Source organism: Lysobacter sp. F6437 (assembly GCF_052547215.1).
This window is the reverse complement of the sequence record NZ_JBQWRB010000004.1, coordinates 103,894-116,439: the sequence shown is the minus strand read 5'-3', so window position 1 is coordinate 116,439 and position 12,546 is coordinate 103,894. Positions and strand designations below refer to the sequence as shown.

Sequence of the window (12,546 nt, the reverse complement as noted above, 5' to 3'; positions counted from 1 at the left end):
TTACGCGAACTGGCGCAGGAAGCGCACATCGTTGTCGAAGAAGCTGCGCAGGTCGTCGACCCCGTAGCGCAGCATCGCGAAGCGCTCGACCCCGAGGCCGAACGCGTAGCCGGTGTACTTCTCCGGGTCGATGCCGACGTTGCGCAGCACGTTCGGGTGGACCATGCCGCAGCCGAGCACTTCCAGCCAGCGCGTCGAGCCATCCGGCTGCTGCCAGGCAATGTCGACCTCGGCCGAGGGCTCGGTGAACGGGAAGTAGCTGGGGCGGAAGCGCATCTCGAAGTCGCGCTCGAAGAACGCCTGCACGAACTCGGCCAGGGTGCCCTTGAGGTCGGCGAAGCTGGCGTGCTCGTCGACCAGCAGGCCCTCGACCTGGTGGAACATCGGGGTGTGGGTCTGGTCGCTGTCGCTGCGGTAGACCTTGCCGGCGGCGATCATCCGCAGCGGCGGCTGGCCACCGGCAGCGAGCAGGTCCTTCATGTAGCGCACCTGCACGCCCGAGGTGTGGGTGCGCAGCAGGCGGCGATCGTCGCTGCTCTCGTCAGAGACGTAGAAGGTGTCGTGCATCGCCCGCGCGGGATGGTGCGGCGGGAAGTTGAGCGCCTCGAAGTTGTGCCAGTCGTCCTCGATCTCGGGGCCGTCGGCGAGCTCGAACCCGAGCCGGCCGAAGATGTCGGCGATGCGCTCCAGCGTGCGACTGACCGGATGCAGCCCGCCGCGGGCGCCGTCGATGCCCGGCAGGGTGACGTCGATGGTCTCGGTAGCCAGGCGGACGTCGAGCGCGGCGGCGTCCAGCGCAGCCTTGCGCTCGGCCAGCGCGGTCGCAAGCGCATCGCGCGCCTTGTTGATCGCCTCGCCGGCGGCCTTGCGCTCATCTCCCGGCAGCGAGCCCAACTGTTTGAGCTGGGCGGTGACGCTGCCGGACTTGCCGAGCAGGGCCACCCGCAACGCCTCGATCGCCTCGGGCGAGTCGGCGGTGGCGATGTCGGCCAGTGCCTTGGCGATTAGTGCCTGGATGTCAGTCATTCGCGGATTCCTGTCAGCCGCTATGCACGGGCTCTTGTAGGAGCGGCTTCAGCCGCGATCGGATGCAGGGTCGCCCGTCCGATTCCACGATCGCGGCTGAAGCCGCTCCTACAACAGCACGAGCCCCAAAAACGAAACATGGGGAAGGACTTGCGCCCTTCCCCATGCGTGTACTCCGTTGTCCGATCGCCGCGCAAAACCCGCGCGGCGACGCGACACCTTACGCTGCGAGCGCGCCCTTGGCCTTCTCGGTCAGCGCGGCAAAACCCGCCGCGTCGTGCACGGCGATATCCGCCAGCACCTTGCGGTCGAGGGTGATGCCGGCCTTCATCAGGCCATTCATGAAGCGGCTGTAGCTCATGCCGTTGGCACGGGACGCCGCGTTGATGCGGGTGATCCACAGCGAACGGAAATTGCGCTTCTTCTGCTTGCGGCCGATGTAGGCGTACTGCAGGGCCTTCGTCACCGCCTGCTTGGCGACGCGGAAGACCTTGCGGCGGGCGTGGTAGTAGCCCTTGGCCTGCTTCAGGATTTTCTTGTGGCGCCGACGCGCCTGTACACCACGTTTGACTCGTGCCATTTCTCAGTCCTCCTCAGGCGTACGGCAGCATGCGGGCGATACGGCCGGCATCTTCGGCGCGGACGTGGTTCGTCTGCCTCAGGTTGCGCTTCCGCTTGGTCGACTTCTTGGTGAGGATGTGGCTACGGTTGGCGTGGCCGCACTTGAACTTGCCGGAAGCGGTCTTGCGAAAACGCTTCGCCGCTCCACGGTGGGTCTTGATCTTGGGCATTGCGGATGTCCTTTCGGGTTCTTGTAACTGGCCTGGGCGGTGGCATGGCCACTCTTTCCGTCCTGCCCGGTCCGGTTGTAAGTCGTTGATCGCGAAGGAAACCTTCGAAATGCCGCGACGTGTCCTGGGTGATGCATGCAACATCCCGGCGAACCGGGCCGGCCATTATGGGGGCTTGCCGGGCACGTTGCAAACAAGTCCGTGAAAAATCAGGGTATTTGGACGCATGGTCCCGGCCCTCGTAGGAGCGGCTTTAGCCGCGATCTGGAGCCGGCGCGGGCGAACGACTTCCCGATCGCGGCTAAAGCCGCTCCTACGACAGCCGGAATCCGGACGGCGGCCCAACGCGAAAGAGCGCCTCGCGGCGCCCTTCCGTGGACCAACGCTGAAGATCGAGCGTCGGTCAGGTCTTCTTCTTCGGCGCGATCATCATCACCATCTGCCGCCCTTCCAGGCGCGGGCGCGACTCGATCACGATGTCCTCGCCCAGATCGGCCTCGATCCGCGCGGCCATCTGCCGGCCGAGCTCCTGGTGGCTCATCTCGCGGCCACGGAAGCGGATGTTGACCTTGAGCTTGTCGCCCTCTTCCAGGAACTCGCGCATCTTGCGCAGCTTGATCTGGTAGTCGCCCTCGTCGGTGACCGGGCGGAACTTGATCTCCTTGATCTCGATCTTGTTCTGCTTCTTCTTGGCCGCGTTGGCCTTTTTCTGCAGATCGAACTTGTACTTGCCGAAATCCATGATGCGGCAAACCGGCGGATCGCCGTGCGGCTGGATCTCGACCAGGTCCAAGCCACTGTCCATTGCCAGTTCGAGCGCCTCGTCGCGCGAGAGTACGCCGACCATCTCGCCGTCGGCGCCAATGACGCGGACGCGGGGGACTCGGATTTCCTGGTTCTTGCGATTCGGCTTGTCGGGGGTGCTGATGTTGCGATCTCCGGTATGGGCGTACCCATGGGTTGTACCGGCCGCCTCGCGGCCGGGTCGGTCAGGCCAGGTTGCCCTGGTTTGCGTCTGCTTCACGTAAACGCGCGGCGAATTCGGCGACAGTCATCGACCCCAAATCCTCCCCTCCGCGGGTACGCACCGCAATGGTGCCGGTTTCCTTCTCGCGGTCTCCGACCACCAGCAGGTACGGCACGCGCTGCAGCGTGTGCTCGCGGATCTTACGGCCGATTTTCTCGTTGCGCAAATCGCTTTCGACCCGGAAGCCTTGACCCACAAGGGATTTGCGCACCTCCTCGGCATGGTCGGCCTGGGCATCCGTGATGTTCATCACGGCCGCCTGCACCGGCGCCAGCCAGGCCGGGAAACGGCCCTCGTGGTGTTCGATCAGGATTCCGATGAAGCGCTCCATCGAGCCCACGATGGCGCGGTGCAGCATGACCGGGTGCTGGCGCTGGCTGGCTTCGTCGATGTATTCGGCGCCGAGGCGGGCCGGCATCATGAAGTCGACCTGCATCGTGCCCAGCTGCCAGGTGCGGCCGATCGCGTCGCGCAGGTGGTACTCGATCTTGGGGCCGTAGAAGGCGCCCTCGCCCGGAAGCTCCTCCCACTCGACCCCAGCCGCGCGCAAGGCGCTGCGCAGGGCGTCCTCGGCCTTGTCCCAGGTGGCGTCGTCGCCGAGGCGCGGCTCCGGGCGCAAGGCCAGCTTCACCTGCACGTCGCTGAAGCCGAACGCGGCGTAGACCGCCATCGCCTGGGCATGGAACGCAGTGACCTCCGACTCGACCTGCTCTTCGGTGCAGAACACGTGGCCGTCGTCCTGGGTGAAGCCGCGCACGCGCAGGATGCCGTGCAGCGCGCCGGAGGGCTCGTTGCGGTGGCAAGCACCGAACTCGCCGTAGCGGATCGGCAGGTCGCGGTAGCTGTGCAGGCCGTGGTTGAACACCTGGACGTGGCCCGGGCAGTTCATCGGCTTGAGCGCGTAGGTACGCTTCTCCGACTCGGTGAAGAACATGTTTTCCTGGTAGTTGTCCCAGTGGCCGGACTTCTGCCACAGCGACACGTCGAGGATCTGCGGGCAGCGCACCTCCTGGTAGCCCGAGTCGCGGTAGACCTTGCGCATGTACTGCTCGACGACCTGCCAGATCGACCAGCCCTTGGGGTGCCAGAAAATCAGGCCAGGGGCCTCTTCCTGCAGGTGGAACAGGTCCTGCTGTTTGGCGATCTTGCGGTGGTCGCGCTTCTCGGCCTCCTCCAGCTGGTGCAGGTAGGCCTTGAGGTCCTTGTCGTTGAGCCAGGCGGTGCCGTAGATGCGGCTGAGCATCTGGTTGTTGTGATCGCCGCGCCAGTAGGCGCCCGCGACCTTCATCAGCTTGAAGGCGCGCAGCTTGTCGGTACCCGGCACGTGCGGGCCGCGGCACAGGTCGGTGAACTCGCCCTGGCTGTACAGCGACAGGTCCTCGCTGGCCGGAATCGACTCGATGATCTCGGCCTTGTAGTGTTCGCCGATGCCCTTGAAGAAGGCGACCGCCTCGTCGCGCGACTTCACGCTGCGGCTGACCGGTTGCGCTTCCTTCACGATTTTCTGCATCTCGGCCTCGATCGCCGGCAGGTCCTCGGGCGTGAAGGCGCGCTCGTAGGCGAAGTCGTAGTAGAAGCCGTTGTCGATCACCGGCCCGATGGTGACCTGCGCGCCCGGGAACAGGCGCTGCACGGCCTGGGCCAGCAGGTGGGCGGTGGAATGGCGCAGGATTTCCAGCGCGTCGGGATGCTTGTCGGTGACGATTTCGAGCGCGGCGTCGTGGTCGATGCGGAAGCCGGTGTCGACCAGCTTGCCGTCGACCTTGCCGGCCAGGGCGGCCTTGGCCAGGCCCGGGCCGATCGAGGTGGCGACGTCGGCGACGGAGACCGGGTTGTCGAATTCGCGGAGGGAGCCGTCGGGGAGCGTGATTGCGATCATGGGGTCTGGTATTCGGGCTTGTGTAGGAGCGGCTTCAGCCGCGATCGGATGTCTGGTCGTTCGTCCGACTCCACGATCGCGGCTGAAGCCGCTCCTACAAAGGCACGGAGAAGCGCGAATCGGAAGGCCGCACAAACAAAAAGCGCCACCTGGGCGCCTGCGGATGCGGAAGCCTCGGGCGGGATCAGCGATGGGCGGTGGTAGTGCTCATGTCGCACGCTCGGCCGGCGCGTTGGCGCGGGCCACCCTCGAAAACGGGGCCGGCTGGATGCCGACCGACCCTGCAATAGTTGGGGACAAGCCGGCGCAAGTCAACGGCGGTGCGGTCGGTGGCGGCAATTCCGCAGCGGTCGCGGGCCGACTACCCGGCCGAAAACAAAAACGGCCGGGGGATACCCGGCCGTCTTCGCAACATTGTGGTGGGCGGTACAGGGTTCGAACCTGTGACCCCTACCATGTCAAGGTAGTGCTCTACCGCTGAGCTAACCGCCCTTCGCCTGCAACAACCCGGCGAGAGGGCGCGCAGTTTATCCCGCGGCGCGGCGCCGGGCAATAGGTCAGGCGCCGAATCCCAGTTCTTTCAGTTTGTGCAGCTCGTCGCGTGCCGCGGCCGCCTGCTCGAACTCCAGGTCGCGGGCGTGCTGGTACATCTTCTGCTCCAGCTTCTTGATCCGGGCCGCCAGCTGGCCCGGGCTGAGCGCAGCGTACTCGGCGGCTTCCTCGGCGACCTGGCGGGCGCGGTTGCGGCCCTTGAGCGCGTCGGGGTCGACCCGCGCGCCTTCCATGATGTCGACCACCGCGCGGTTGATCGAGGTCGGGGTGATGCCGTGTTCGGTGTTGTACTCGACCTGCTTGGCGCGGCGACGGTCGGTTTCCTCGATCGCGGCCTGCATCGATCTGGTGACCTTGTCGGCATACAGGATCGCCTTGCCGCGGACGTTCCGGGCGGCGCGGCCGATGGTCTGGATCAGCGAGCCGGCGGAGCGCAGGAAGCCCTCCTTGTCGGCGTCGAGGATCGCCACCAGCGACACCTCCGGCATGTCCAGCCCCTCGCGCAGCAGGTTGATGCCGACCAGCACGTCGAACTTGCCCAGCCGCAGGTCGCGGATGATCTCGACCCGCTCCACGGTGTCGATGTCGGAGTGCAGGTAACGCACCCGCACGCCGTGCTCGCCGAGGTACTCGGTGAGGTTCTCGGCCATGCGCTTGGTCAACGTGGTGATCAGCACGCGGTCGCCCATGGCGGTGCGCTTGGTGATCTCGCCGAGCACGTCGTCGACCTGGGTGCCGACCGGGCGGATCTCGACTTCCGGGTCGATCAGCCCGGTCGGGCGCACCACCAGCTCGGTGACCTGCCCTTCGGACTTCTGCATCTCGTAATCGCGCGGCGTGGCCGAGACGAAGATCGAACGCGGCGAGCGCCCTTCCCACTCCTCGAACTTCAGCGGCCGGTTGTCCAGCGCCGACGGCAGCCGGAAGCCAAACTCGACCAGCGTCTCCTTGCGCGAGCGGTCGCCCTTGTACATCGCGCCGATCTGCGGAACGGTCACGTGCGACTCGTCGAGTACCAGTAGCGCGTCGGGCGGCAGGTAGTCGAACAGGCACGGCGGCGGCTCGCCCGGCATGTGGCCGGTCAGGTGGCGGCTGTAGTTCTCGACGCCGTTGCAGTAGCCGACCTCGGCCAGCATCTCCAGGTCGAACTGGGTGCGCTGGGCCAGCCGCTGCGCCTCGACCAGCTTGTTCTGCGCGTACAGCTGCTCGAGCCGGACCCGCAGCTCCTCCTTGATCTCCTTGACCGCGTCGAGCACCGTGCGGCGCGTGGTGACGTAGTGCGACTTCGGATAGATCGTGTAGCGCGGCAGCTTGCGCAGGGTCTCACCAGTCAGCGGGTCGAACGCGGTGACCGCCTCGATCTCGCCGTCGAACAGCTCGATCCGCACCGCCTCCATCTCCGACTCGGCCGGATGCACGTCGATCACCTCGCCACGCACGCGGTAGGTACCACGGCGCAGCTCGGTGTCGTTGCGGACGTACTGCATCTCGGTCAGGCGGCGGATCAGCTCGCGCTGGTCGATGCGCTCGCCACGGACCATGTGCAGGACCATGCGGAAGTATTCGTTGGGGTCGCCGAGGCCGTAAATCGCCGACACCGTGCAGACGATGATGCAGTCGCGCCGCTCCAGCAGCGCCTTGGTCGCCGACAGCCGCATCTGCTCGATGTGCTCGTTGACCGAGCTGTCCTTCTCGATGAACGTGTCCGACGAGGCGACGTAGGCCTCGGGCTGGTAGTAGTCGTAGTAGCTGACGAAGTACTCGACCGCGTTGTGCGGGAAGAACGACTTGAACTCGCCGTACAGCTGCGCCGCCAGCGTCTTGTTGGGCGCCATCACCAGGGTCGGCTTCTGCACCGCCTGGATCACGTTGGCGATGGTGTAGGTCTTGCCCGAGCCGGTGACGCCGAGCAGCGTCTGGTGGGCCAGGCCGCTCTCGAACCCCTCGATCAGCTTGGCGATCGCCTGCGGCTGGTCGCCCGCCGGGGAGTACGGCGAGACCAGTTCGAAGGTTCCTTCGGTCGGCGGTGCGGGGATGTGGCTGTCGTCGTTCATCGTGTCGGAGCGTCGGGCCGCGAAACCCCCAGTGTAGGACGACACGGGGATGGGGGCGGACGCGGGGTTTACCTACCCCGCTCCAGGCGGGTTGCCGATAGCTGTTCAGTCACGCGTGGGCGACGCTGCAATCTACCCGAATGGAGTCGGAGCGATGGGACCCACCGTGAAAGGATTCACCCTGCTTGAGCTGATGGTTACCCTCGCCGTGCTGGCGGTCGCATTGGGCATCGGCTTTCCTTCCCTGGCCGCTGCCATCGAGCGAACACGTATCACCAACACCTATCACCTGATCACCGCATCCCTGATGGCCGCGCGCACGGCCGCGATAACCCGGGCGGAGCCGATTACGGTCTGTCCAAGTCATGACGGGCGACATTGCCGGGATGATCAGGTCTGGGAGGATGGGTGGATCATCTTCGCCGACCCGCTACGCACCGGGGAGCCGGCCGACGCGGCTTCAGTGTTGCGTCGGATCGATGCTCTCAATGGCGATTTCTCGTTGCGCAGCACCAGCGGGCGCCCGCGCGTCCGGTACCTGCCGAGTGGGCGTGCGTTTGGCAGCAACGTCAGCGTGCGGCTTTGCGCACGGAAGGGCGCACGCCTGATCGGCAAGGTGGTGGTGAACAATGCCGGCCGTGCGCGCTCGCTGCGCACCAGCCAAGGCGAACCCTGTCCCTACGAGCCTTGAAAGGATTTTGCGGCCCTAGGACTCTTGACCGGGGCCCCGTAGCGCTTACAATGCCCGTCCCCGCCCGAATAGCTCAGCTGGTTAGAGCACTTGACTGTTAATCAGGGGGTCGTTGGTTCGAGTCCAACTTCGGGCGCCAGATATAAGTTAAAGGCTCGCAGCGATGCGAGCCTTTTTTGTTGTTCTTGCTTGGCCAGGACCGCCGACGGCGCTACCAGCACCTTTCAGCCGAGCCGCTCGCGCTGTCACTGATCGTCTTCCGGCCGGCCTGGTCGATGCTCAGCGCCAGGCATTGGGTGTCCTCCAGCTGTGCCCCCTGCGGGGTCGCCGTAAGGTCGTAGGTGGTGGCGGTGTCATTGGCCACCGCGATCAGGTAATGCGCAGTCCCCTCCTTGGGCGACTGCGCGGACGGCGGCGTGAAACCTTCATACGTGTTGTTGACGCTGCGATAGCGTTCCGCCAGTTGCGCCGCCTCCAGCAGGTCGGCCTTGGCCTGGCCACGCCGGCCCTTGCGCACGCTGTCCGCGTACGAGGGATAGGCAATGGCGGCCAGGATCGCGATCACTGCGACCACGATCATCAACTCGATCAGCGTGAAGCCTGCTGCGCGCTTGCGGGAATGACTGGTGACCATTTCGGATGCCCTCATCGTACTTGCCGCCAGGATTGCCGGCCGCAGGCACGCCAGCGATACATCGGTTTGGCGCCGGACGCCTGGATGATGATGTCGCACTGCTGGCCGAGTCGCTCTTCCAGCGTACCGCCGGCGAGCGGAGAGCTGGCGAAGACGGCGATGTCCTTGACCGGCATGCGATTTACCGCCGTGGCGTCCGCCGAGTTCAGCTTCACCCGTCCAGTCCCGTCGGCCTTCTGTGATCCATCGGGGGTATCCATCCGCAAGCTGCTCAGGTCGGCTGCACCGGTCAAAGCGCTGAGGCCATACACCCAGTCGTTGCCCCCGCCCGCACAGATGTCCGTGCTACCCGGCTCGTAAGTCGGGAAGAAGAAGGTGCCGCCCTGCAATCTTGGGTAGCCGACCATCCGCTCCCCCGTCCTGGCCATGCTGCCATCGGCGGCGACCACTCCGAGGTCCATGAACCAACCCGACCTGGAGAAATAGTTGACTGGATTGCGGGTCGAAATTTCACCGCCGGTCAAGGCCTGCTGCTGCAAAACCGTCGACCGGGCTCCGGTAATAGGCTCGTCATCGCCCTTGTCGAGGATGCCGTACACCGACTGGATATCGGTATTCTGCTTGTCCCCGTCAAACGAGAAGCTGCCGGTGCCGAACAACACCATCACGCCGTTGTACGGACCAAGTGCCGCCTCGAGACCGCCGGTGATCGCCTGCCGCTTGCCGGCGCCATCGGTTGCCGTGAAGAACGGCACCCCGTCGAAGGCAACCGTGTTGTCGCGGAGGTCGAACTTCCACACATTGCCGTGCAAGTCACCGCCATACACGGTGTCGACGAAGCCGTCGCTGCCATCCTCGAAAGAGCCGCCATTCACCAGATACCGGTCGAGCGCCACGATGTTGCCAAGACCATTCGGGACATTGGGACCACCGTCCTCCACAGCATCGATGTACTCGGCATTTCCGGTGGCGATGTCCACCACGAACAGGGTCACTGTGCCGTCGGCGCCGATGCTGCTGTCGTACCCGTTGCCGAATATTGCCTTCCAGCTGACGTCGCCGCCGGAGGTCATGACAGGCACGACAAGCGGCTTGCCGAGGACGTGGCCGATACGGGCACCGACCGCACCGCCAACCTGGTCGTTGATCTCCCAAAGCACGTCGTTGGCGTCGAAGCTGGTGGCATTGCTGACGTCCAGGCCGAACACGCTGCGGCCGCCCGCGCCCGCGGTACCGACCAGCACGGTGCGCCAGTCGTTGGCGGAGAACCGGGCATCGGACACCGCGATTGGCCCATCGACAAGGTAACGGTGCTGGAAGAACGGGCTCTCCGGCATCAGCAGGTTGCCCATGTAACCCAGGGCAGTGGCGGGAATGTATCCGAATTCCTCCCTGCCCTCGTTGCCGGTCGAGCTTTCACGCATGCCGAGGAACCCATGCAACATGCCGTCGTTGGCCCCGACGTAAACCATCGTCGGCCGATTCTGCTTCGCGGTCAGGTACGCGCCGTAGCCGTAAGGATCGCTTTCAGTCGCGTCACTGCCGCGCAGGGCGGTATAGCCGTAGTTGTCACGCGGTGAGGACACCACCGGGCTGGAGTTGATGATGTCTCCAATGACCTCGCCGCGTCTGCGTAGCGTGTTCTCCATCGACTGGTCGCCACGCAGATATGCAACGGCCTGGTCGGCGGTCACTCCGAGCTGGGCCAGCGTGCGGGTGCCCCCATTGGAGCAGGTGCCGACGTTGTACCCACTGCATAGCGCACGCAGGCGTTCTGCCTCGTCGGCACCCAGGTTGTCTGCGGAAAACTCCAGCACCGCGGGGGTCTCGGGGGTCGGATCGGCGGAAGTCGTGGCGGCGAAGAACAGATTGCGCTCCGCGGGACCGGGCAGCTCGTCACTGGCACGCCAGAACGCTTCGTACTCGATGTCTCCGGTAGCGCTCAGCGCCACTCGCTCCGCCTGGAGGTCGCCGGACCATTCCGTCCCATCAGCGGTGAACTCTGGAGTGATCGCGAGAGAATTGCCGCCCAACCGCGCGCCGGTCACGCCAATGCTCCCGGAAGGACCGCCACCGTCGCCGACCGAGGCGAGGATCTCGCGCATCGCCGCAGTGACCGCCGCGGGGCTACTCGCGTTGACGAACTTGCCGCGCGCGTTGAGGGTCGCATGCCAGATCTCGTCGATCGCCGACGGCTGATCGTCTTCCGGGACGATCCAGTCGGGATTGTTGGCAATCGCGGCCACGCGCGCGCCATCTGGTTCGTCGGTCGTGTTTACATAGGGAGCGGTGCCGTACCTGTCGCCCAGTGCCCCGAGGGTGATCCCATAGAAGTTCATGTGCGGATCGTTGCGGCAATCGAGAGACTTGTCGTTGGGGTCGGCTTCACACTCGCTCGGCACCCGCACCTGGTCTTCCCAGTCGTTGCCGCTGCGCAGGTTCATCAGGTAGTACTTGGCCGCGGTGTCGGCCATGGTATTGCTGGCGCTGCTGCCGAACATCGATGCGACGCCGGCATCATGCTCGCCGGCATTGGCGAAGCCTTCGTTGCTGTATCCATCCGTAAACAGCATTCCAGCGTTCACTTGGCATGCGTTCTGGACGGGTGCGTCATCGTCGGTGCGGGTGAACTGGTCGCCGATGTGCTCCACCGCAAGCCGGTTCGGTGTACCGCCGTTGGCCTCCAGCTTCAACATGTCCTCATACAGGTCGTCGCGATTGTAGTCGGCGGGGTAGTCTCCCGAGCCATCCGGCTGGGCCCGCGCCATGTCCTGCATGGTTACGTCAGGGAGAGATCCGTTGATCGTGAAGTAGCCAACCCGCATTTTTTCGACGTCGTCGAACGAGTTGGTCATGGCGGCCACCATGGCCAGGTTGCGGCTCCTGTAATAGGTGAACCAATTGGCGAAATTGGTCATGGCAGCATGATAGTCATCCTTGCCGTCGCCATTACTGTCGCCCGAGTAGTTCCCCGACTTGATCTCGTAGCGATAGAGCTTTCCACTGCGCGGACCACCGGCCTGGTTGACGACCTCCACGCCGGAACTGCCGTCAGCCGAGGTCGCGGTGGTCAGGTAATAAGTGGCCGCGAAATAGCGGATGGCTATCCTGCAACTCCCGTCATCGGTGATCGTGATATCCCGATCGGCGGTGCGCCACTGGCGCCGGCTGCCATCGACGCCATCGCAGTTGTCGTACTCGAAATACCGGGTACCTTGGGGGATTACCATGCCGTAGCGGTAATCGAACATCCATTCCGTTTCCCAGTCGTCCGGGTCGTTCAGCTCGGTAACCCGCGCCTCATTGTCCAGGAGGTTGAACGGGGTGCCGTTCCAGGAACCACTTACACTGCTTCCGTTGCGGGGATCGACCTTTACGGCCTTCCACTCCGCTTCCGTATCCATGCTTTCCCAACTGGTTCCGTCGTGGTTCTTCCACGGGTCGTAACTTACAGACGGATCAAAGTAGGCCGGATTGAAATCCGGAGAGCGCGCAAATCCGAAGTTCGATGTGGGCGGCACGGCCTTGCGTTTGGTGAGCCGGCCCGGGAACGGGAAAAGTTCCAGATAATCGTGGATGCGGTAGTCGCCGCCGTCGCGCAGGCTGCCATCGTCTTCAAAGAATCCGTACTCCGACCAACGATCGTCCCGGCCCCAGATGAGCTCGCCATTCTGGTTGGCCACCAGTATCTCGAAGTTCATCGAGCCCGAATCATCGACCGCCATGATAAACGCCGGGTCGACGCCGCCCCCGAGGTTCAGCGGCGCCTGGCTCAGGGTGCCCTGCCCCTGCGCCGCCTGCGACGCGGGCAGCAACAACGAATAACTGGCAAGCCCGACGGCAATCGCGGCGCCCAGTGCTACGGCAAGAATGGTCCGGTTCGCATTCATGG

The 12,546-nt window shown here is 64.8% G+C and carries 9 protein-coding genes and 2 tRNA genes; 2 read left to right on the top strand and 9 right to left on the bottom strand.

Features of this window, described 5'->3' with window-relative positions; translation table 11 throughout:
• From pheS to uvrB, 7 genes are all read right to left on the bottom strand, one after another.
• The gene (pheS, locus tag ACT9F5_RS12170; RefSeq protein ID WP_445120220.1) at positions 1-1,026 is read right to left on the bottom strand and encodes a phenylalanine--tRNA ligase subunit alpha; all 1,026 of its coding nucleotides are present in this window, start codon (positions 1,024-1,026) and stop codon (positions 1-3) included.
• 220 nt (positions 1,027-1,246) lie between these two features.
• Positions 1,247-1,606, bottom strand: coding sequence for a 50S ribosomal protein L20 (gene rplT / locus ACT9F5_RS12165; protein ID WP_332613671.1), 360 nt, complete (start codon positions 1,604-1,606; stop codon positions 1,247-1,249).
• A 13-nt stretch (positions 1,607-1,619) separates the two neighbouring features.
• Entirely contained in the window at positions 1,620-1,817 is a 198-nt protein-coding gene (rpmI, locus tag ACT9F5_RS12160) for a 50S ribosomal protein L35 (protein WP_332613670.1), read from the bottom strand.
• Between the two features lie 403 nt (positions 1,818-2,220).
• On the bottom strand, positions 2,221-2,745 hold the full coding sequence (gene infC, locus ACT9F5_RS12155; protein ID WP_445100347.1) for a translation initiation factor IF-3: 525 nt from the start codon (positions 2,743-2,745) through the stop codon (positions 2,221-2,223).
• Positions 2,746-2,806: 61 nt separating this feature from the next.
• Complete coding sequence (gene thrS, locus ACT9F5_RS12150; RefSeq protein ID WP_445120219.1) at positions 2,807-4,723, bottom strand: threonine--tRNA ligase; 1,917 nt, start codon at positions 4,721-4,723, stop codon at positions 2,807-2,809.
• A 417-nt stretch (positions 4,724-5,140) separates the two neighbouring features.
• Positions 5,141-5,215: transfer RNA gene (locus ACT9F5_RS12145), tRNA-Val, on the bottom strand.
• Positions 5,216-5,280: 65 nt separating this feature from the next.
• Positions 5,281-7,329, bottom strand: a complete 2,049-nt coding sequence (gene uvrB, locus ACT9F5_RS12140) for an excinuclease ABC subunit UvrB (protein ID WP_445120218.1) — start codon at positions 7,327-7,329, stop codon at positions 5,281-5,283.
• Positions 7,330-7,483: 154 nt separating this feature from the next.
• On the opposite strand from uvrB, the gene ACT9F5_RS12135 reads away from it, so the two are divergent.
• Positions 7,484-8,020, top strand: a complete 537-nt coding sequence (locus ACT9F5_RS12135; RefSeq protein ID WP_445120217.1) for a GspH/FimT family pseudopilin — start codon at positions 7,484-7,486, stop codon at positions 8,018-8,020.
• A 62-nt stretch (positions 8,021-8,082) separates the two neighbouring features.
• Positions 8,083-8,159, top strand: a tRNA-Asn gene (locus ACT9F5_RS12130).
• Between the two features lie 72 nt (positions 8,160-8,231).
• On the opposite strand, the gene ACT9F5_RS12125 is transcribed toward ACT9F5_RS12130, so the two are convergent.
• Together ACT9F5_RS12125 and ACT9F5_RS12120 are read right to left on the bottom strand one after the other, a co-directional pair.
• The gene (locus ACT9F5_RS12125) at positions 8,232-8,669 is read right to left on the bottom strand and encodes a type IV pilin protein (protein ID WP_445120216.1); all 438 of its coding nucleotides are present in this window, start codon (positions 8,667-8,669) and stop codon (positions 8,232-8,234) included.
• Positions 8,666-12,544 carry a PilC/PilY family type IV pilus protein gene (locus ACT9F5_RS12120; protein ID WP_445120215.1) on the bottom strand — a complete coding sequence of 1,293 codons (3,879 nt, stop codon included), beginning with the start codon at positions 12,542-12,544 and terminating at the stop codon, positions 8,666-8,668. Before ACT9F5_RS12120 ends, ACT9F5_RS12125 begins: the two co-directional genes overlap by 4 nt.
• Positions 12,545-12,546: the final 2 nt, after the last annotated feature.

Coding starts and splice junctions, on each gene's coding strand:
- pheS (WP_445120220.1), bottom strand. CDS start 1,026: ATGACTGACATCCAGGCACTAATCGCCAAGGCACTGGCCGACATCGCC.
- rplT (WP_332613671.1), bottom strand. CDS start 1,606: ATGGCACGAGTCAAACGTGGTGTACAGGCGCGTCGGCGCCACAAGAAA.
- rpmI (WP_332613670.1), bottom strand. CDS start 1,817: ATGCCCAAGATCAAGACCCACCGTGGAGCGGCGAAGCGTTTTCGCAAG.
- thrS (WP_445120219.1), bottom strand. CDS start 4,723: ATGATCGCAATCACGCTCCCCGACGGCTCCCTCCGCGAATTCGACAAC.
- uvrB (WP_445120218.1), bottom strand. CDS start 7,329: ATGAACGACGACAGCCACATCCCCGCACCGCCGACCGAAGGAACCTTC.
- ACT9F5_RS12135 (WP_445120217.1), top strand. CDS start 7,484: ATGGGACCCACCGTGAAAGGATTCACCCTGCTTGAGCTGATGGTTACC.
- ACT9F5_RS12125 (WP_445120216.1), bottom strand. CDS start 8,669: ATGAGGGCATCCGAAATGGTCACCAGTCATTCCCGCAAGCGCGCAGCA.
- ACT9F5_RS12120 (WP_445120215.1), bottom strand. CDS start 12,544: ATGAATGCGAACCGGACCATTCTTGCCGTAGCACTGGGCGCCGCGATT.